The organism is Variovorax sp. GW821-FHT09A10 (assembly GCF_059418385.1).
On sequence record NZ_JBWKPT010000001.1, the window covers coordinates 869,328 to 887,103 of the forward strand.

General features: G+C 67.7%; 19 protein-coding genes. 11 read left to right on the forward strand and 8 right to left on the reverse strand.

Annotated elements, in window-relative coordinates:
• Window positions 1–39 precede the first annotated feature (39 nt).
• From fliL to AC07Q9_RS04155, 8 genes are all read left to right on the forward strand, one after another.
• On the forward strand, window positions 40–555 hold the full coding sequence (fliL, locus tag AC07Q9_RS04120; protein WP_495307543.1) for a flagellar basal body-associated protein FliL: 516 nt from the start codon (window positions 40–42) through the stop codon (window positions 553–555).
• Between the two features lie 30 nt (window positions 556–585).
• Window positions 586–1,587, forward strand: a complete 1,002-nt coding sequence (fliM, locus tag AC07Q9_RS04125) for a flagellar motor switch protein FliM (RefSeq protein ID WP_062469328.1) — start codon at window positions 586–588, stop codon at window positions 1,585–1,587.
• Window positions 1,580–2,008 (forward strand): flagellar motor switch protein FliN, encoded by a 429-nt coding sequence (gene fliN, locus AC07Q9_RS04130; protein ID WP_062469325.1) that lies wholly within the window; start codon window positions 1,580–1,582, stop codon window positions 2,006–2,008. The genes fliM and fliN overlap by 8 nt, the downstream gene beginning before the upstream one ends.
• Complete coding sequence (fliO, locus tag AC07Q9_RS04135; protein WP_495307545.1) at window positions 2,005–2,487, forward strand: flagellar biosynthetic protein FliO; 483 nt, start codon at window positions 2,005–2,007, stop codon at window positions 2,485–2,487. Before fliN ends, fliO begins: the two co-directional genes overlap by 4 nt.
• A complete protein-coding gene (gene fliP / locus AC07Q9_RS04140; protein ID WP_062469318.1) occupies window positions 2,484–3,242 on the forward strand; it encodes a flagellar type III secretion system pore protein FliP in 759 nt (252 codons plus the stop codon). The genes fliO and fliP overlap by 4 nt, the downstream gene beginning before the upstream one ends.
• A complete protein-coding gene (fliQ, locus tag AC07Q9_RS04145; RefSeq protein WP_495307547.1) occupies window positions 3,239–3,508 on the forward strand; it encodes a flagellar biosynthesis protein FliQ in 270 nt (89 codons plus the stop codon). Before fliP ends, fliQ begins: the two co-directional genes overlap by 4 nt.
• Window positions 3,505–4,302 (forward strand): flagellar biosynthetic protein FliR, encoded by a 798-nt coding sequence (gene fliR / locus AC07Q9_RS04150; protein WP_492677408.1) that lies wholly within the window; start codon window positions 3,505–3,507, stop codon window positions 4,300–4,302. Before fliQ ends, fliR begins: the two co-directional genes overlap by 4 nt.
• Before the next feature lie 110 nt (window positions 4,303–4,412).
• On the forward strand, window positions 4,413–5,294 hold the full coding sequence (locus AC07Q9_RS04155) for a hypothetical protein (RefSeq protein WP_495307549.1): 882 nt from the start codon (window positions 4,413–4,415) through the stop codon (window positions 5,292–5,294).
• A 17-nt stretch (window positions 5,295–5,311) separates the two neighbouring features.
• Here the strand turns inward: AC07Q9_RS04155 and AC07Q9_RS04160 are convergent, their stop codons facing one another.
• Genes AC07Q9_RS04160 through AC07Q9_RS04175 form a run of 4 tightly spaced genes read right to left on the reverse strand, consistent with a single transcriptional unit; the run spans window position 5,312 to window position 10,082 of the window.
• Window positions 5,312–6,439 (reverse strand): FAD-dependent monooxygenase, encoded by a 1,128-nt coding sequence (locus AC07Q9_RS04160; RefSeq protein WP_495307551.1) that lies wholly within the window; start codon window positions 6,437–6,439, stop codon window positions 5,312–5,314.
• A 41-nt stretch (window positions 6,440–6,480) separates the two neighbouring features.
• On the reverse strand, window positions 6,481–8,310 hold the full coding sequence (locus AC07Q9_RS04165; protein WP_495307553.1) for a gamma-glutamyltransferase family protein: 1,830 nt from the start codon (window positions 8,308–8,310) through the stop codon (window positions 6,481–6,483).
• A 9-nt stretch (window positions 8,311–8,319) separates the two neighbouring features.
• Entirely contained in the window at window positions 8,320–9,255 is a 936-nt protein-coding gene (locus AC07Q9_RS04170; RefSeq protein ID WP_495307555.1) for a VOC family protein, read from the reverse strand.
• The gene (locus AC07Q9_RS04175; protein WP_495307556.1) at window positions 9,246–10,082 is read right to left on the reverse strand and encodes an alpha/beta fold hydrolase; all 837 of its coding nucleotides are present in this window, start codon (window positions 10,080–10,082) and stop codon (window positions 9,246–9,248) included. The genes AC07Q9_RS04170 and AC07Q9_RS04175 overlap by 10 nt, the downstream gene beginning before the upstream one ends.
• A 348-nt stretch (window positions 10,083–10,430) precedes the next feature.
• On the opposite strand from AC07Q9_RS04175, the gene AC07Q9_RS04180 reads away from it, so the two are divergent.
• Together AC07Q9_RS04180 and AC07Q9_RS04185 are read left to right on the forward strand one after the other, a co-directional pair.
• Window positions 10,431–11,267, forward strand: a complete 837-nt coding sequence (locus AC07Q9_RS04180) for an IclR family transcriptional regulator (RefSeq protein ID WP_495307558.1) — start codon at window positions 10,431–10,433, stop codon at window positions 11,265–11,267.
• A gap of 89 nt (window positions 11,268–11,356) precedes the next feature.
• Complete coding sequence (locus AC07Q9_RS04185) at window positions 11,357–12,304, forward strand: Bug family tripartite tricarboxylate transporter substrate binding protein (protein WP_492677401.1); 948 nt, start codon at window positions 11,357–11,359, stop codon at window positions 12,302–12,304.
• Between the two features lie 73 nt (window positions 12,305–12,377).
• Here the strand turns inward: AC07Q9_RS04185 and AC07Q9_RS04190 are convergent, their stop codons facing one another.
• Window positions 12,378–12,749, reverse strand: a complete 372-nt coding sequence (locus AC07Q9_RS04190; RefSeq protein WP_495307561.1) for a hypothetical protein — start codon at window positions 12,747–12,749, stop codon at window positions 12,378–12,380.
• 199 nt (window positions 12,750–12,948) lie between these two features.
• Between AC07Q9_RS04190 and AC07Q9_RS04195 the strand changes: the two genes are divergently transcribed.
• Window positions 12,949–13,605, forward strand: a complete 657-nt coding sequence (locus AC07Q9_RS04195; protein ID WP_489059588.1) for a dihydrofolate reductase family protein — start codon at window positions 12,949–12,951, stop codon at window positions 13,603–13,605.
• Window positions 13,606–13,702: 97 nt separating this feature from the next.
• Here AC07Q9_RS04195 and AC07Q9_RS04200 read toward each other — a convergent pair whose 3' ends face one another.
• The 3 genes from AC07Q9_RS04200 to flgK form a co-directional block, all read right to left on the reverse strand.
• Complete coding sequence (locus AC07Q9_RS04200) at window positions 13,703–14,326, reverse strand: pentapeptide repeat-containing protein (RefSeq protein ID WP_495307563.1); 624 nt, start codon at window positions 14,324–14,326, stop codon at window positions 13,703–13,705.
• Window positions 14,327–14,475: 149 nt separating this feature from the next.
• The gene (gene flgL / locus AC07Q9_RS04205) at window positions 14,476–15,687 is read right to left on the reverse strand and encodes a flagellar hook-associated protein FlgL (RefSeq protein WP_495307565.1); all 1,212 of its coding nucleotides are present in this window, start codon (window positions 15,685–15,687) and stop codon (window positions 14,476–14,478) included.
• 29 nt (window positions 15,688–15,716) lie between these two features.
• A complete protein-coding gene (gene flgK, locus AC07Q9_RS04210) occupies window positions 15,717–17,669 on the reverse strand; it encodes a flagellar hook-associated protein FlgK (RefSeq protein ID WP_495307567.1) in 1,953 nt (650 codons plus the stop codon).
• Window positions 17,670–17,776 lie beyond the last annotated feature (107 nt).

The window sequence follows — 17,776 nt, forward strand, 5'->3', positions numbered from 1 at the left end:
CTTCGCAAAGAATAGATCGGACCCGTCCACCGTTTCACCATGGCTACCTCTTCTCCCGCCGCCACCGCGGCTGCGTCGGTCGCGACCGACCCGCCGGCCTCGCGCCGCACCTCGAAACTGCTGATCGGGCTCGTGGCCGCCCTCGGCCTGGCCGCGGCCGGCGCGGCGGCGTACGTCTTCGTGCTGCCCCGCTTCATCGAGCACGCCGCCACCGAGACGGCCAAGGCGCCGGTGCCCGAGAAGCCCATCTTCCTCATGCTCGAGCCGCTGACCGTCAACCTGCAATCGGAAGGCCGCTCGCGCTTTTTGCAGATCGGCTTGGCGCTGAAGCTGCGCGACGAGCAGGCCAAGGCGCAGATCGTGGAGTTCATGCCCGAGCTGCGCAGCCGCCTGCTGGTGCTGCTGTCGAACCGCCCGCCCGAATCGCTGGTCACCTCGGAAGACAAGGCCCGGCTGGCCACGGAGATCCACAGCGCCCTGAACGCACCGCTGGCCGAGGGCTTGCCCGAGCTGGGCATCGCGAGCGTGTCCTTCAACTCCTTCGTCGTGCAGTGACGACGATGCCCGTTTGCGGACCCGCGATCCATGGCGTATGAACAGGTGCTCTCCCAGGACGAGGTCGATGCCCTGCTGCAGGGCGTCACCGGCGGCGACCTCGACCAGGCCGCCGCGCCCGCGCCGCCGCCCGACGGCCTGCCGGCCTACGACCTCGGTGCGCCCGACCGCGTGGTGCGCAACCGCATGCACACGCTGGAGGTCATCAACGACCGCTTTGCGCGCGGCCTGCGCAGCGCGCTGCTGAACTTCATGCGCCGCAGCCCCGACATCTCGGTCGGGCCGGTGCAGATCCAGCAGTTCGGCGAGTTCGTGCGGCACCTGCCGGTGCCCGCGAACATCAACATGGTCCATATGAAGCCGCTGCGCGGCACCGCCCTCTTCGTGTTCGATCCGAAGCTGGTGTTCCTCGTGGTGGACAACCTGTTCGGCAGCGACGGTCGCTACCACGTGCGCGTGGAAGGCCGCGACTTCACGCGCACCGAGCAGCGCATCATCAAGCGCCTGCTCGACCTGTCGCTGCAGTGCTACGGCGACGCGTGGCAGCCGGTGTTTCCACTGGCCTTCGACTACGTGCGCGCCGAGATGCACGGCAAGCTCGCCAACATCGTGGCGCCCAACGAGGTGGTGATCAACACCACGCTGCAGATCGAGTTCGGCCCCATCGGCGGCTTTTTGCATGTGTGCCTGCCCTACTCGATGATCGAGCCGATCCGCGACCTGCTGTCCAACCCGATCCAGGACGAGGTCGAGGTCGACAAGCGCTGGGTCACGCAGATGTCGCGCCAGATGCAGGCCGCCGACGTCGAGCTCACCGCCGACTTCGTCACCATGCCATCGACGCTGGGCGAGGTGATGAAGCTGCGCGTGGGCGACGTGATTCCCATCGAGCTGCCGGCGACGGTGGTCGCCAAGGTCGGCGGCGTGCCCGTGATGGCCTGCGGCTACGGCACCTCCAACGAGCGCTACGCCCTGCGCGTGCAACACATGATCTCCCACCAAGACAGCGATTCGAAGAACGACCATGACTGACAACACCTCTGCCGCCAGCGACGCGGACGACTGGGCCAGCGCACTGGCCGAGCAGACCGCGGCGAGCGCGCCCGCGCCCGACCCTGCCGTGGCCCCCGCAACGGCGCAGGTCTTCCAGCAGATCCAGGATGCACCGGCTGCATCGTCCGCCACGCCCGTGGACATCGCGCGCGTGCTCGACGTGCCCGTGCAGCTCACCGCCGAGATCGGCCGCACGCGCATCACCATCAAGAACCTGCTGCAGCTGTCGCAGGGCTCGGTGGTGGAGCTCGACGGCCTGGCCGGCCAGCCGCTGGACGTGCTGATCAACGGCTACCTCATTGCGCAGGGCGAGGTGGTGGTGGTGAACGAGAAGTACGGCATCCGCCTGACCGACATCGTCACGCCCTCCGAGCGCATGCAGAAGCTCGCGCGCGCATGAGCCTGGCGCGGGTGTCTTCGCTGTTCGCGCGGGGCACCGCGCTGCTCGCACTGGGCCTGCATGCGGCGCATGCGGCCTTGCCCACCGTGCCCACGCCGGTGCGCGAAGCCGCGCCACCCGTTGCGGTCGGCGGCGCGGGCCTGCTGCAGGCGGGCTTCGGCATGGCGGCGGTCGTCGGCCTGATCTTCCTGTGCGCGTGGCTGGCGCGGCGCTTCGGCCTGCAGCGGCTGGGCGGCGGCCAGGTGGTGAAGGTGGTGTCCACCGCCATGGTCGGCCCGCGCGAGCGCGTGGTCGTGGTGGACGTGGCCGGCCAGTGGTTGGTGCTGGGCGTCACCAGCAGCCAGGTCCGCACGCTGCACACGCTGCCGGCGCAGGCAACGCCTTCCGTTGCAACGCCTACGCCTGCGCAAAATCCGATGGGACTGTTCGCCCAGAAGCTGCGCGATTCGCTCGCGGGCAAGGCGCGCACCGCGCCATGACGCGCCCTGCCCTGCACCGCGGCCTGCGCACCGCCCTGCTGCTGCTCGCCGCCACGCTGCCCGCCGCCGCGTGGACCCAAGGCCTGCCCGGCCTCACCAGCACGCCGGGCCCCGGCGGCAGCCAGACCTGGTCGCTGAGCGTGCAGACGCTGGTGCTGCTGACCTCGCTCACCTTCCTGCCCGCGCTGCTGCTGTCGATGACCAGCTTCACGCGCATCCTCATCGTGCTGGGCCTGCTGCGCACCGCCATCGGCACGCAGACCTCGCCGCCCAACCAGATCCTGGTGGGGCTGTCGCTGTTCCTCACCTTCTTCGTGATGTCGCCGGTGTTCGACAAGGCCTACACCGAGGCCTACGTGCCCTTCTCCGAAAGCAAGCTCAGCGCCGAGAAGGCCTTGGAGCGCGGCATCGCGCCCTTCAAGACCTTCATGCTCAAGCAGACGCGCGAGACCGACCTGGCGCTGTTCGCGCGGCTCGCCAAGGCGCCCGAGATGCAGGGGCCCGAAGACGTGCCGCTGCGCATCCTGCTGCCGGCCTTCGTGATCAGCGAGCTGAAGACCGCGTTCCAGATCGGCTTCACCATCTTCATTCCCTTTCTCATCATCGACCTCGTGGTGGCGAGCGTGCTGATGTCGATGGGCATGATGATGGTGCCGCCCGCGTCCATCGCGCTGCCCTTCAAGCTCATGCTGTTCGTGCTGGCCGACGGCTGGCAGCTGCTGATCGGTGCGCTCTCGCAGAGCTTCTACTTATGACGCCCGAATCCGTCATGACCATGGGCCACCGGGCCATGGAGATCTCGTTGCTGCTGGGTGCGCCACTGCTGCTGGTGGCGCTCGTGATCGGCCTGGTGGTCAGCATCTTCCAGGCGGCCACGCAGATCAACGAGGCCACGCTGTCCTTCATTCCCAAGCTGCTCGCGGTGTTCGCGACGCTGGTCATCGCCGGGCCGTGGATGCTCGACCGCATGCTCGACTACATTCGCGCCCTGTTCGCCAGCATCCCGCAGATGCTGGCGTGACGCCCTCGGTCTTCTCCGTCACCTCGGGCCAGCTCGAGGCCTGGCTGGTGGCCTTCCTCTGGCCCTTCGTTCGCATGCTGGCCATGGTCTCCACCGCGCCGGTGTTCGGCGAACCCTGGGCGACGCGGCAGGTGAAGGTGGGCATCGCCGCCGTGCTCACGCTGGTGATCTCGCCCACGCTCGGACCGCTGCCCGCAGTGCCCGTGGTGTCGGCAGGCGGCCTCTGGATCATCGTGCAGCAGGTGCTGATCGGCGCCGCCATGGGCTTCTCGATGCGGCTGGTGTTCACGGCCGTGCTGGCCGCGGGCGAGTACATCGGCCTGCAGATGGGTTTGTCGTTCGCGTCCTTCTTCGACCCGATGAGCCACGGCAGCACGATGGTGGTGTCGCGGTTGCTGAACATGCTGGCGATGCTGATCTTCATGGCGCTGGACGGCCACCTGCTCATGCTGGAGGCCCTGGCCGCGAGCTTTCACACGCTGCCCATCGCCGACGCGCCGCTGGCGGCCGGCGGCTGGATGTTCCTGGTGCTCGCGGCCGGCGACATCTTCGCGAGCGGCCTGCTGCTGGCGCTGCCGCTGATCACCGCGCTGCTCACACTCAACCTCGCCATGGGCATCCTGAACCGCGCCTCGCCGCAGTTCAGCATCTTCGCGGTGGGCTTTCCGCTGACGCTGCTGGCGGGGCTGGTGATGCTGCAGCTGCTGATGCCGCACCTGGCGGCGTTCCTGGAGCCGCGGTTTGCGGAGTCGCTTTCGAACATGCTGCGGTTCACGCAGGGGCTGCGGCGCTGAGGGGTGAAGGGCTGCTTGCGGCCAGTCGGCTGGTCTGAAGGACCGCAGGGTCACGGGATGACGCGCCGCTCCCACTAAGATGATTCCAGCCGCAACACGGAAGGTCGCGCATGTCACACCCCATTTACCTGTCCAGCTCCTCCCTGCCCCGGATGCCGGAAGGCAGCCGCAACGAATGGCGCAGTTTCTTCGGCCATGGTGCCGAGTTGGAGGCCAACGCGTTCTTCCCGTTGTTCTGGCGGGCACTCTTCAGCCCCAGCGACATCCGGCATGCGCGCTTCATCGACGAATACGACATCGACGACGAAGCCTCGGCCGTCGACCGCGAGGAATGCATCGAGGATTTCGGCGCCGACGCGACCTACCCCTACCTCGTCATTGACAAGGCCGCAGCGGTTGCGCGGCTGACGCAGCGGCGTGAAGCGATCCTCGGCGCCGTCGGAGAACGCTACCGCCCGATCTACGCGTCCTTCGAAGCACTGATTGCACAGCACTTCGGGGACTACCTCCTGCTGCGCACTTCCGGCCTGCCGGATGCGGCCGACGCCGAGCCATGGCTGCGCGCCGATCTTGAGGACATCGACGGTCTCCACAACGGCAAGGCGCTCGAAAGCCTGATGTCGGATCTTGCACGGCACGATGCGGACCCGGTCTGGACCTTGAGCGGCATCGCGTCATCCAGCGATGGCGCCTGGCCCACGCCGGCGTTGCGAGAACACTTCCCCGACCCGCGACAAAGGAAGGCCCGCAGACCGCCGACAACAACCCAGCAGATCGACGAACACGATCGCGCGTTCGCGGAACCCAAGGCGCACGCTGCGAAGAGCTGGCTCGACCCCGCCCTGGAATGGCTGGGCGCCTTCGTGGCCGCGGGTGCGGCCTTGGGCGCCTATTACTTCACCCAATCCACCTGGCTGGCCGTGCTGGCCTTCTTGTGCATCGCAGTGGCATTGGGCTTCGGCATTGCGAGGCTGCGCGCCCCGAGACGCTGACCGCGCACGAGAAACAGCTAGGCGGCTTCGGCGAACTTCGCCGCGCAGTCACGCAGATTCTGATTGCGCTCGTCCAACGCTTCCTGCGTGGCGGGCACCATCAGCGGTGCTCCGACCGTCGCAAATTGCTGGCAGTGCTCGACATAGGGGCGAAGGCGCTCGTGGTACAGCGGGCTCGCCTGCGCCATCCGGCCGCCGCACTCGGTCCACGTGGTGGCCAGCATCTCTGCGGACACCATCGCCAGGGTGGTGCCCAGGCCGGACAGCAGCGCGGCGCAGTGACCGGCATCGCCGATCACGGCCACATTGCCGTTGATCCAACGGGGCATGCGCGTCTGGCTCACGGAATCGAAGTAGAAGCCCTCGGCGTCGGGCGCCGTGAAGGCGGCACGCATCTGCGGCACCTGCCAGGCGTCGACGCGCGACATGAAACGGTCCACCAGGTGGCGCTGCGATTCGATGTCGCGGAAGTCGTAGTCGACCTCCTCGCTCGCAACGATCATCATGCCCTGCGGGCCGTCGCCCGAATCTCTCACCGAAATCTTCAGGCCCGGAACGTTCAGCATGGCCCGTTGCCACGTCCTGTCCTTCGGGAGGTCCACGAGCGCCACGTAGTGCCCGAAGTGCTTCACGTAGTCGTGCTCGGGTCCGAATGCCAGCCTGCGCACGTTCGAATGCAGGCCATCGGCACCCACGACGAGGTCGCAGTGGTGCTGCGTGCCATCGGCCAAGGTCACGTCCACGCCGGCGTCGCTGTCGTTGATGGAGGCAATGGAAGACGAGAAGTGGAACGCGACGTCTGACGGAATCGACCGACGCAGGATCAGGTTCAAGCGATCCCGCGAAATTTCGACGTCGTCATCGGTCTGGTTGCCGAACCAGCGCATGTCGAAGGAGGCCACCTGCGCACCGGTGCCATCCAGGATGGGCGTGGGGTCGCCCGGCACCACGCGTTCCGCGAGGATCTGCGGCAGGATGCCCATGCGCTCGGCAGTTCCGATTGCATCGCCGCGTACATCGATCGGCGCGCCGCCCGCGCGCAATCCGTTCGAGCGCTCGACCACGGTGACCTTGTGGCCGAGGCGGGCAAACCAGTGGGCGGCGGAAAGGCCAGCCATGCTGGCGCCGGAAATCAGGACGTTCATCGAATAGCTCCAGATGTAGTGAGTGGTTGTGCCAGTGGGAATCAGCGCGCCGCCGCGTAGCCTTGCATGCCGCGCGGATTGGCTGCGGCCTTGAACATGAAGCGGCCGGGGCCGATGCGTTCGCGCGCGCAAGCCGACAGCCGCCCCTCGGACCAGGCATCGCCGACGACCACCTCGTGCCCGCGGCGGCGCAACGCGTCGATGCTCTGCGCAGGAAAGCGGCTCTCGACGGTCAGGCGCTGTCTCTCGACCAGGCGCGGCCAGAAGGACGCGGTGAAATGGTTCATGTGCCAGGCCGGCGCGTCGATGGCTTCCTGCATGGTCATGCCCATGCGCAGATGGCGCACGGCGAACGCGGTCTGCCATTGGTCCTGCTGGTCGCCGCCCGGCGTTCCGAAGGCGGCATAGGCCTGGCCCTGCCTGAATGCCAGGGACGGGCTGAGCGTCGTGAGCGGCCGGAAGCCCGGCCGCAGCGCGTTGCGCATGCGCCGGTCGAGCCATGTCATCTGCAGGCGTGTGTTCAACGAGAAGCCCAGCCCCGGCACCACGGGGCTGCTGGACAGCCATCCCCCGCTGGGTGTGGCCGCGACCAGGTTGCCCCATCGGTCGGCCACGTCGATGTGGCAGGTGTCGCCCACGACGATCTCTTCGGTCGGTTGCCAGGCCTGCGCCGGCAGTGCCGCGAAGGTGGGTTCGCCGGCACCGAAGAGAAAGCCGCCTGCGGCCAATGCGCGCGAATGGTCTTCGTGCAGCGACAGCTGCGGGGCCAGGCCACCCGGCCTGCCGGGGCGGATCAGGGACGACGCCCTGTCGTCGATCAGTGGGCGGCGCGCAGCCGCATACGGCATCGAGAGCAACTCCTCCAACGGAACATCGATCGCACGGGGATCGGCATACCAGGCATCGCGATCCGCAAAGGCCAGCTTGGCCGCCTCCACCATGCGGTGCACAAGCTCGTCGCCCATGGGGTCCAGCCCCTCGAGGGCATCGGCCTGCAGGAGGTTGAGCTGCTGCAGCATCACGGGCCCCTGGCTCCACGCGTCGCACTTGGCGATCGCAAAGTCGCCGTAGTCGCAGATGCGAGGCGCTTCATAGGTGGGCCGCCAACGCGCCATGTCCTCCCCACGCAAAAGCCCCTGTTGCCGTTCGCCCGAGGAGTCCATGACTTCCGTTCGGTAGAAGGCGTCGATGCGATCGGCCACAAAGCCCTGGTACCAGCCGCGCAATGCCGAATCGATCTGCTGCTCGCGCTGGGTACTCGCCTGCTCGGCCTCCTCGAGCAGGCGCTGGTAGGTGTCGGCCAGCGCCTTGTTGGTGAACAGTTTCCCCAGCGAGGGCACGTCGCCCCCCGGCAGGTAGATTTGCGCCGACGTCGGCCATTGCGTCTCGAAGAGCGTGCGCACCGCAACGATCGCCTGCACGATGCGGGGCACGAGCGGGTAGCCGTCGCGCGCGTACTGGATGGCCGGCTCCAGCACCGTGCGCAAGGGCATGGTTCCGTGATCGCGCAGCAGCGTCATCCAGGCACCGAACGCGCCAGGGACGCATGCCGGAAGCAAACCGATGCCGGGGACCAGCTGCAGCCCCAGCGACTCAAAGTGCTCGATGGTGGCAGCCGCCGGCGCCACGCCCTGCCCGCACAGCACCTGGGCGCGGTGGCCCGACTCGTTCCAGAACAGGATCGGCACTTCACCGCCCGGGCCATTCAGATGCGGCTCGACGACCTGCAGCACGAAGCCCGCGCAGGCGGCCGCATCGAAGGCATTGCCGCCGCGTTCGAGGATGGACATGGCACTCGCCGTGGCGAGCCAGTGCGTCGACGCGGCAGCGCCGAACGTGCCCTTGAGTTCAGGGCGGGTGGTGAAGCTCATGGTGGTGCGTCAGGCGGGGTCTGTATCGGGTGCAGGCACGGCATGCATGCGAAGGCCGGGGGCCAGGATGCCGGCCACGGCCTGCAGGAGTTCCACCTGCTGCGCCTGCACGGCGGGCTCGCGCAGCACGGCGTTCAGCACGCCGATGCACACGCCGTCGGCGACGATGGGCACGTTCAGCAGCGACCTCCCGCCGAGGTCCAGGATCCGCTGGTGGTCATCGAAGTTCTGCCGGATGGCGTCGACGCCGTCACTGCTCAGGACCTGGGCCCCCCGCAGCACGGTCTCGCCGAAGTGGGTGCCCTCCTTGTCCTTCGTTCCCCCCACGGGATACGCGTGTTCGTCGCTGGAATACACGCGCTGCAGGCGCATGGAGTGGCCAACGCGCGCATTGATGCTGAACAGCACGGGGCGCAGATGCTTGTCCACGATCCTGGCGATCTTTCGGTACCGGGTCGCCGCGTCCGGGGCGTCGCTGAACGCGGTTGTCAGGTCGGCGTACGCGCCATCCGGCAAGGTGCCCCGGGCACTGCCGAGCGCATCGGCAGGAAAATTCAGTTCGATCGTGACCCCGTCCGGGTCGTTGACGAAGATCTGCTCCAGACTGGATTGCGGAATGCTCCGGCGCCGGTACGGAATCGACTGCCGCGTGAGCCGCTGCTCGAACTCCTGCAGGTCGCTGGCGAAAAAGGCAATGTGGTCGACGGCGCCGCTGCCGTGCAGCGTCTCGCCCGGGCTGCGTCCGAAGTGATGGAGCATGGCCGGATCGTCGTTGGCCTGCGCCAGGTGCAGGCAGACCTGCGAGCCAATGGCCAGCCACGCGCCCGGGAAAGGCGCCCACGGCCGGGGTGCATCGCGCATGCCCAGCGCCTCGATGTAGAAGCGCCGCGAGGCCTCGATGTCCTTGGTGAGCACGAGGAAGTGGTTCAGGTCGGTCAAGGGCATGTGGCGTGTCCCCGGGATGCGTCGGACGGGAGAAGAAACTGCGTGAGCGCCGCGGCGAGCTGCGCGGGGGCTTGCATGGCCGTGGCATGCCCCACGCCAGGCAGGACGACGGAACGGCAATCGGGAATCTCGCGCACGATCGAGAGCGCCACCTCCGGCGGGACCACGGCGTCGGCATCGCCCGTGAGCACCAGGGTGGGCGCGGCGATCGCACCGAGGTCGGCATCGAGGCTCGACGCGACGGCTGCGGCGCGTCGCCGGGTGCCGTCATCCGCCGGCCTGACCTTCAAGAAGAAGCCCCGCAGCTCGGGTCGCTCGGCCAGCAAGGGCGCGGTGAAGAACAGGGTCGCGAGTGCCTCGGCGCTCTCGGGCAAGGCCGCGCGCAGTTGCGACAGCCGGGCCACGCCCGCAGGGTTGAGCTCTGCCATCGCGTGAGGAAGCGGCCAGGTGCTTCCCAGCACCAGCCGATCGACCACGTCAGGGTGCAGCAGCGCGAGCGCCTGCGCGACCCGGCCGCCGAACGAGGAGCCGAACACATGGGCGCGCTGGAATCCGAGATGGACGATCAGGCGATGGGCATCGTGCGCCAGCGCTTCCAGGCTGGCGGCGTGTGCGGGTGCCGTGGTCTCTCCGCACTCGCGCTGGTCGTAGGAGATGACCGTGAAGGCTGGACTCAGCAGAGGCACCAGCTCGGCAAACATCTGCCGCGTGGCCTCGGCGCCATGCATCAGCAGGAGTGCCGGCCCCTGCCCTTGCAGCGCGTAGGCCGTACGCACGCCCTCGTGATCGAAGAAGCCTTGCGTGGATCGTTGCAGCGGGTCGGCCATGGAGACAGTCTTTCAGCGAATTCAGTGCAGTGGAGGGGTGCGTGGCGCAGTGCGTCCTTGCAATGAAGTCTAGGCACGAACGCGCACCCGCAGAAGCCTCATTTCTCCTGGATCGATCACATCGTGAGAATCCACGGCGCATGAATAGGGGACCGACCTCCTCGCTCATTCTTCATTCAGAACAACAGTCAGAATTTGATTCTCACCATGTGAGCCGACACGGATGACTTCGGGTGCCCTTCGACCCTAGCATTGCCGCAAGTTCAACGACGTCCTTGCTGGATTCCCGGGTTCATCTGCCTGTCTGCCTCACGACCTGACTGACCTCTGAACGAAACGGACCTGCCCATGATCGATTCCCGCCATGAGCCATCGGATGCGCGCAGCGGCGCGCAAGCCGTCGAGCGAAGCCTGTCGATCCTCCGGCTGCTGGCGCTTCGCCCTGCCGACGGCTTGCGCATCAAGACCATCTCGCAAGCCACCGGACTTCATGTCGCAACGTCGTCGCGCATGGTGCGCGCGATGCAGCAGCTGGGCTTCGTGGAACAGGACCCGGACACGCGGCGCTACAGGCTGGGCTTCGGCGCCGCGCTGCTGGGCGCGGCGACGGCGTCGCGCCTCCAAGTCAGTGCCGAGATCCGCGGGCTGGTCGATGACCTGGCGGACAAGACCGGCGAGTCGATCTACCTGTGCGTGCGCCAGGGCCTGTCGGCCGTGTTCGTGTACCGCGCCTCGGGCTCCTTTCCCATCCGGGCAGTGACCGTCGACGTCGGCACGCATGTGCCTCTCGGCGTGGGCGCCGCGGGCATGGCCATCCTGTCGACGCTGCCCGACGAGGAGCGCGAGCAAGTGCTGCAGCGCGTCGCGCCGCTGGTGCCCGAATACCGGCTGAAGATGAGCGACGTGACGGAGCTGATGGCCCGCGCAGAGGCGCAAGGCTACGCACTGATGGACGGGCGCACGTTCCCCGGCATCCACAGCGTGGGTGTCGCCGTTCCGGCCAACCGGCAGCACGTTCAGGCAGGCCTCAGCCTGTCCGCCATCGCCGAGCGACTGGACCCACAAAGGCAGGCCACGGTCGCCAAGGATTTGCGCGCGGCAGCGAGCCGCATCGCCAAGCTGGAGTTCTTCAAGCACCTGCACGCACCGGCGAGCCAACGCCCGGGCGGCGCCGTGTTCTGGTGATCTGTTTTTTCTTCCCACCCCATCCACTGCAGGAGAGCCTTGTGAAATCGATCCCCCACCGGAAGCTGTCGTCCACGAATCGCCGAGCCATGCTCCAGACGCTGGGTGCGGTGGCCCTGGCAGCGCCCTCGCTCTCCTTTGGGCAGGACCGCCCCGCCGTGACCCGCATCGTCGTGCCGTTCGCACCCGGGAACGCCGTGGATGCCTCCGCACGCCAGCTGGCCGAGGCGCTGCGACGCACCACCGGTCGCAACCACATCGTCGACAACAAGCCCGGCGCCGGCGCGATCATCGGCAGCGCCGAGGTGGCGCGCGCCAGGCCCGACGGGTCCGTTTTGCTCTTCACCACCGGGGGCCACACGACCAATGCGGTGCTCTACGGCAAGTTGCCCTACGACTCGCAAAAAGACTTCACCCCCATCTCGCAGGTGACGAGTTCCCCGGGCTTCGTCATGCTCGTTCGCGCAGACGCGCCGTACCGGACCCTCAACGACCTGATGGCGGCGGCGCGTGCCAAGCCGGGCACCGTCACCTTCGCCTCCTACGGCACCGGCAACACCACGCACCTGGTGGGAGAGCTGTTCGCGCGCGCCGCCAACCTTCAGCTCGTGCATGTGCCGTACAAGGCCTCGCCGATCCCGGACCTGCTGGGCGGCCATGTGGACTTCCTGTTCATCGGCACCTCGAGCGGCCTGCCTTTGATTCATGAGGGAAAGACGCGCGGCCTGGCCATCACGTCGGCTTCCCGCATCTCCTACCTTCCCGAGGTGCCCAGCGTCTCGGAGTTCGGCCTCAAGGGCGTGGACATCCCGGCGTGGTCAGGGCTGTGGGGGCCCAAGGGCATGTCACCGGCACTGGCCACGGCCATCCGGGACGACGTGGCGAAGGCGGTGCAGGAGCCTGCGTTCCAGGCATCGCTGAAGACCTTCGCCAGCACATCGGTCGTGACCACCCCGCAGCAGTTCTCGGACACGGTGTCTGCGGAGATCGCCAACTACAAGCGGCGCCTTGAACCGCTGGGCATCCAGCTCGACTGAGTGCGTTCTTCGGGCAGACCGCGTCGCATCGATACCGGCCCTTCAACCCCCTCGCGCACAGCCGTTGCCGGCATCAGTCGCGGTCTTCGTAATAACGGCGGTGCTGCTCACGCTCCCATTGCCGGCGACGCCACTCACGGCGCTCCGCGCGGCGCTCTTCCCAGCGTTGCGCGCGACGCTCCTCCCAACGCGATCCGGGCTCGTAGTAGACAGGTGCCGGGCTGGAGTAGACCGGCTGGACAGGCTGGTAGTAGGTCGGTGCCGGCCTCGAATAGACAGGCGCCGGCTCGTAATAGACCGGTGCGGGCTCGCTCACGACCACGCCGGGCACGTTGACGCCAATGGACCAGCTGGTGCCCGCGTTGGCCGATGCGGCGGTAAACAAGGCGCCGACAGCAACAAGACCTGCGGCACCCAGCTTGAGAGCGATTCGGGGAAAAGTCATTTCATCTCCTGGAGGGCAAGAAATCGCCCTGATGCATCACCAACGCCCGGCCTTGCGGCGCCGCGTACATCGCCACGGTGAAGAACGTTCCCAAATGTCACAAGTTCAACGGGCACACCAGGCCCTGACGCGGCTGCCCCTCCCCCGTGGCGGGCGCGCCCGGCGCTAAACTGCGGCTCCGTTTTTCAGGAGACCCGCCATGACCCGATTGCTCGTGCGCAGCTTCGGCGTTTCGCTCGATGGCTTTGCCGCCGGCCCGGACCAGAGCCTGGCGCATCCGCTGGGCGTTCGCGGCCCGGAACTCATGGACTGGTTCTTTCCCACGCGCATCTGGCAGCAGATGCAAAAGACGGGCGAGACCAACGGCGAGACCGGCATCGACAACGAGATCGCCGAACAAGGCTTCGCCGAGATGGGCGCCTGGATCCTCGGTCGCAACATGTTCGGCCCGGTACGCGGCCCCTGGCCCGATGACAGCTGGAAAGGCTGGTGGGGTGACGAGCCTCCCTATCACGTGCCGGTCTTCGTGCTGACCCACCATGCCCGCGCACCCCTGACGATGCAGGGCGGCACCACCTTCCACTTCGTCACCGGCGGCATCCACGATGCGCTGGCGCAGGCGAAGGCCGCCGCGGGTGCGCGCGACGTGCGCTTGGGCGGCGGCGTGGCCACCGTGCGCGAGTATCTGAAGGCCGGGCTGATCGACGAACTTCACCTGGCCGTGCGACCGGTGCTGCTGGGACAGGGCGAGGCCCTGTTCGCAGGCCTGGACCTGCCGGCGCTGGGCTACCGCTGCGAACGGCAGATCGCAGGCGAGCGCGCCACGCACATGTTCCTGAGCCGCACCGCAGCCTGACGTCACGCAGGTGCAAGGGGCACCGCCATGGCGCAAGCCGCCACGGCAGGCCGCTTTCTTCCTGCAGCGTGTTCATCGCACCCGCGCTGTCTCGTGTCTATTCCTCCGGCCTGACGTCCATGCCCAGCGCCTCGGCGATGGTCAGCGCCTGCACGGCCGTGATGATTGCCCCCTGAAGCTGTACGTGCTGCGGCTCCAGTGCACTCAGGTCACTGCCACGCAGGTCGCATCGCGAGAGGTTGGCGCTGTGCAGCCAGGCACCCGACAGATCGACGTCGCGAAGCACGCCGCCGTCGCACCGTGCGCCCGTGAGGTCGATCTCTCGCATCCGTGTGCCGGTGAACGACGCCTTGCGCAGGTCGGCACCCGGCAGGCCGGCAAATGACCAGTCGCCGCCGACCGCTTTCATCACCTCGAACATGCAGCCATCGAACATGCTGCCGATGAACTTGCAATCGATGAAGCTGGCGTCGAAGAACTTGCAGGCGACAAACGTGCAATTGACGAAAGCCGCATCCATGTGGACCGACGAATTGAAGCGCGCGCTCCGGAAGGTGCAGTCGGCGAACACCGACCCGGTGTTCCTGGCCTCCGTCATGTCCAGATCGCTGAACAGGACGGCCGTGTAGGTTTGCCGGTCGATGTCCCTCCCGTACCAGCGCTCTCCAGCCAGCGTGGTCTGGGTCGCAGGTGCCGGTGCCCCATATGCACGTTCGGCCATGGATCGATTCTCCGAGGAAGGTGGGGGGTGGTGCGCAGCTGCCAGGCGGATGACCGGCGGCAGCCAGTCGACGCATTCTGCCCGCGTCCATCGCGACGATCGGCTTTCCCCCTCCAGTGGCCAGCACGCAGCCGTTGGCCACCCCACCCTCACAGGTAGTTGAAGAGCGAAATGCTGTTCAACTTGGCAAACGTCATCTGCGTCGCCTGCAGCGACGACTGCCGCTGATAGAACTCGGAAATCGCCGTGTACGGATCGAGGTCCTCGATCGACGACAGGTAGCTTTCTTCCTGCAGCTTGTTCATCGCGCCGGCGCTGTCGAGCGCCTGCAGCTCGACCTGGCGCGAGCCCACCGACGACAGCACGGTGAGCACGTTGTCGTGCGCGTTCGTGACCTTCACGTTGGCGGTGCTCAAGGCGTTGCGCAGCTGCGCCTGGGCCGCCGCGCCACCACCGTTGAGCGGTGCGCGCAGCGCCGTCACCAACTCGCCCAGGGCCGCGAAGATGTCGGTGCCGGCGTTCTGCGCGGTCGACACGTCGAAGCTGTCGCCGTTGGCCGGCGTGCCGCTGATCGCGATTTGCACGCCGCCGAACGAGATCGGGGTGCCGGCGGTGAACAGGCCGCTCGCGGCGACCACGGGCGGCGTGTCCTTGGTCATCACCGTGTAGTCGGTGCCGGTGAAGCGGATGGTGAAGTCCTTGCCGTAGTTCGGTGCGGTGGCGTCGGTGATGCTCACCGCGCCGAACACGCCCGAGCCGGTGTTGGCAGGTGAGCCCGAGGTCACGTAGCCCGCACCGCCCTGCACCGACTGGAAGATGCTGCGGCCGTCGTCCGAGGTCGACATCTGGCGCGCCACGTCGATCTGCATCAGCCGCTCGCCCTGGTCGCCCACGTACTGCACACCGCCGCCGGCGGCCATCACGAAGGGCGGGCTGCCGCTCTTGTAGCCGGCGAACAGGTACTGGCCGCTGCCGTTGTCGCTGTTGGCCACGCCCACGAGCTGCTCCAGGCTGCTCTGGATGGCCGTGGCAAGCGAGCCGCGATCGGCGTCCGACAGGCCGCCGCCGCCGGCCTGCACGACCAGCGTCTTCACGTGCTGCAGGATCGACGTCACCGAGTCGAGTGCGTTCTCTTCGGTCGACAGCGCCAGCGCCGCGCGCTGGCGGCTGGTGGCGAACTGGGCGCCCTCCGCCAGCGTCTGGCTCACGCCGAGCGCGCGCGCCGCGCCCACCGGGTCGTCGCCGGCCGACAGGAACTTGGAGTTGGTCGCCAGCTGCTGCTGGACCTTGAACAGCTTCTGCTGCTGCAGGCCCATCGACTGCAGGCTCTGTTCGTAGAAGGATTGGGTGCTGATGCGCATCGCGGGTCCTGGAATCTGTACAAAAGGGTTCAGCTACGGATGCCGAGGATGGCGTCGAACATCGCCGAGGCGGTCTGGATCACCTTGGCGTTGGCCTGGTACATCTGCTGGAACATCAGCAGGTTGCCGGTTTCCTCGTCCTGCACCACGCCGGAAATCGCGCGCTGGCTGGCCTTGATCTGGCCGATCACGCTGTCCTGCGTGACGGCGGCCACCTTGATCGACATGGCGCGGTTGCCGACGTCGCTCACCAGCTGCGAGTAGGCGCCGTTGAAGGTCGCGGTGCCGTTCGACATGGTGGTCTTGCGCTGCAGCGCGCCCAGCAGCAGCGCATTGCCGCCGTCGGAGACGCCCCCGGTGTTCTTGCCGATGGTGAAGGTATCGCCCTGCGCGGGCGCGCCCGTCATGGCCACGGTGATGCCGTCGAAGCTCATCTTCGCGCCGGCCGTGTAGGGCACGGGCGTGCCGGCCGGGTAGCTGGTGGCGGTGCCGTTGGCCAGCGTGACGGTCACGGCCGAGCCGGCCGGAAAGCCCGACAGCGTGCCGGTGCCCGCGTTGAAGCTCAGCGTGACGTTGCCGGCCAGCGGCGAGCCCGGGTAGGCGGCATCGACGCTGGCCGCGCCCAGCGCGCCGCTGCCCTTGTTGCCCGCGGTGTTGCCGGTGATCACGGGCGAGGCGGCGGCCACCTTGGCCGGGTCGCGCACCAGCACCTCGAGGTCGCGCGCGCCGGTGCGCGTGGGCTGCACCAGGAACGAGTCGCCGGCCTGCGCCGCGCCGCTCGCGGCCGTGAGGCTCACGCCGTCGAAGCTGATCGGGAAGGTGGTGAAGCTGCCCATCGGCGTCTTGTCCGACAGCCGCGTGACCGTGTAGGTGAGCGTGCCCGCCACGTCGGTGACGCTCACGTTGTAGTCGCTCGTGGTGAGCTTGGACGCATCGGTCAGCGTGGCGCCCAGCTCGAGGTTGCCGCTGTTGCCGGCATTGGCGATCGTGCCCGGCACGGCCTGCGAGAAGAAGTTCTGGCCCAGCGCGCCGTTCAGGTCCACGCCGAGCTTGTGCTGTGCGTTCACCGCGTCGGCCACCGACATGGCGAGCCGGCCGACGGCGTTCTGCGTGGGGATCAGCGTGTCCTTGCGGAAGGCCATGAGGCCGCCGAGCACGCCGCCGGTGAAGGCGCTGTCGTCCAGCTCGACGGTGTTGCCGGCAAAGCCCGACAGCGCCACCACCTGGCGCGTGGGGTCGGCCGACGACGTCACCGCCGCCATCTTGGAGGCATGGTCGCCCACCACCAGCGACTGGCCGGTGGCGATGAACACGTTGTACTTGCCGTTGTCCTGCTGCAGCACGCGCACGTCGACCACCTGGCTCAGCTCGCTCACGAGCTGGTCGCGCTGGTCGAGCAGGTCGTTCGGCGCCTGGCCGCCGGCCACCGCGCTCATCTGGCTGATCTGCTGGTTCAGGCTGGCGATCTTGGCGGCGTAGGTGTTGATCTGGCTCACGCTGCCCACGATCTGCTCGTTGACCGAGGTGTTCAGGTCCGCCAGGTACTGGTCGGTCGCGCGGAACTTGCTGGCCAGCGACTGCGCCGCGCTGATCATCTGCTGGCGCGCCGCCGGGTCGGCCGGCGTGTTGGCCACGCCCTGCACGCTGGTGAAGAAGCTCTGCATCAGCGGCGCGATGCCCGAGGTCTTGTCGGCCAGCAGCTGGTCGATGCGGTTGACCTGCACGCCGTTGGTGGCGAGCGCGGCCGACTGCGACTGCGCGGTGGCCAGCTGCACCGTGAGGTAGCGGTCGTAGCTGCGCGACACGGTCGTCACGTTGGCGCCCGAGCCGATGAAGCCCGAGCCGCTGGCAATGCCGCCGGCCGAGGCGATCTGCGCGATCTGGCGGCTGTAGCCGGCCGTGTACACGTTGGCGGTGTTGTGGGCCGTGGTCATCAGCGCGGTGCGGGCGACCGCGAGGCCGCTCAGACCTGTGTAGAACATGCTTCCGGACATAAGGCTTTACCTGTCAAAGGGGTGTGGGGGAGCGGCATCGCACGATGCCTCCCCATGGTTATCGGCAGCGCGCGCCCGAAGTTGAGGGCGCGCGG